Genomic DNA, 1,075 nt, shown 5'->3' on the forward strand with positions numbered 1-1,075 from the left:
TCTCGTGACTGCGTGCCTTTTGAAGAATGAGCCTGCGAGTTTGCGGTGTGTTGCGAGGTTAACCCGTGTGGGGAAGCCGTAGCGAAAGCGAGTCCGAACAGGGCGATTCAGTAGCGCGCTCAAGACCCGAAGCGGAGTGATCTAGCCATGGGCAGGTTGAAGCGGAGGTAAGACTTCGTGGAGGACCGAACCCACCAGGGTTGAAAACCTGGGGGATGACCTGTGGTTAGGGGTGAAAGGCCAATCAAACTCCGTGATAGCTGGTTCTCCCCGAAATGCATTTAGGTGCAGCGTCGTGTGTTTCTTGCCGGAGGTAGAGCACTGGATAGGCGATGGGCCCTACCGGGTTACTGACCTTAGCCAAACTCCGAATGCCGGTAAGTGAGAGCACGGCAGTGAGACTGTGGGGGATAAGCTCCATGGTCGAGAGGGAAACAGCCCAGAGCATCGACTAAGGCCCCTAAGCGTACGCTAAGTGGGAAAGGATGTGGAGTCGCAGAGACAACCAGGAGGTTGGCTTAGAAGCAGCCACCCTTGAAAGAGTGCGTAATAGCTCACTGGTCTAGTGATTCCGCGCCGACAATGTAGCGGGGCTCAAGCGTACCGCCGAAGTCGTGTCATTGCAGCAGATAGCCCCAACGGGTGCTGTGATGGGTAGGGGAGCGTCGTCTGCCGGGTGAAGCAGCCGCGGAAGCGAGTTGTGGACGGTTGACGAGTGAGAATGCAGGCATGAGTAGCGATACAAACGTGAGAAACGTTTGCGCCGATTGACTAAGGGTTCCTGGGTCAAGCTGATCTGCCCAGGGTAAGTCGGGACCTAAGGCGAGGCCGACAGGCGTAGTCGATGGATAACCGGTTGATATTCCGGTACCCGCTGTGAAGCGTCAAACATCGAGCATCGTGATGCTAAGGCCGTGAAGCCGCCCTGATCTCTTCGGAGTTGAGGGGAGTGGTGGAGCCGCCGGCCCAAGCGGTTAGTAGGTGAGTGATGGGGTGACGCAGGAAGGTAGTCCAGCCCAGGCGGTGGTTGTCCTGGGGTAAGGGTGTAGGACGCAAGGTAGGCAAATCCGCCTTG

Annotated in this window: 1 rRNA gene; it reads left to right on the forward strand. The window is 57.4% G+C overall.

What is annotated here, in order from left to right:
- Positions 1–1,075, forward strand: a 23S ribosomal RNA gene (locus tag ACWCV3_RS29030); the annotation flags it as partial.

Source organism: Streptomyces sp. NPDC001781, assembly GCF_053596035.1.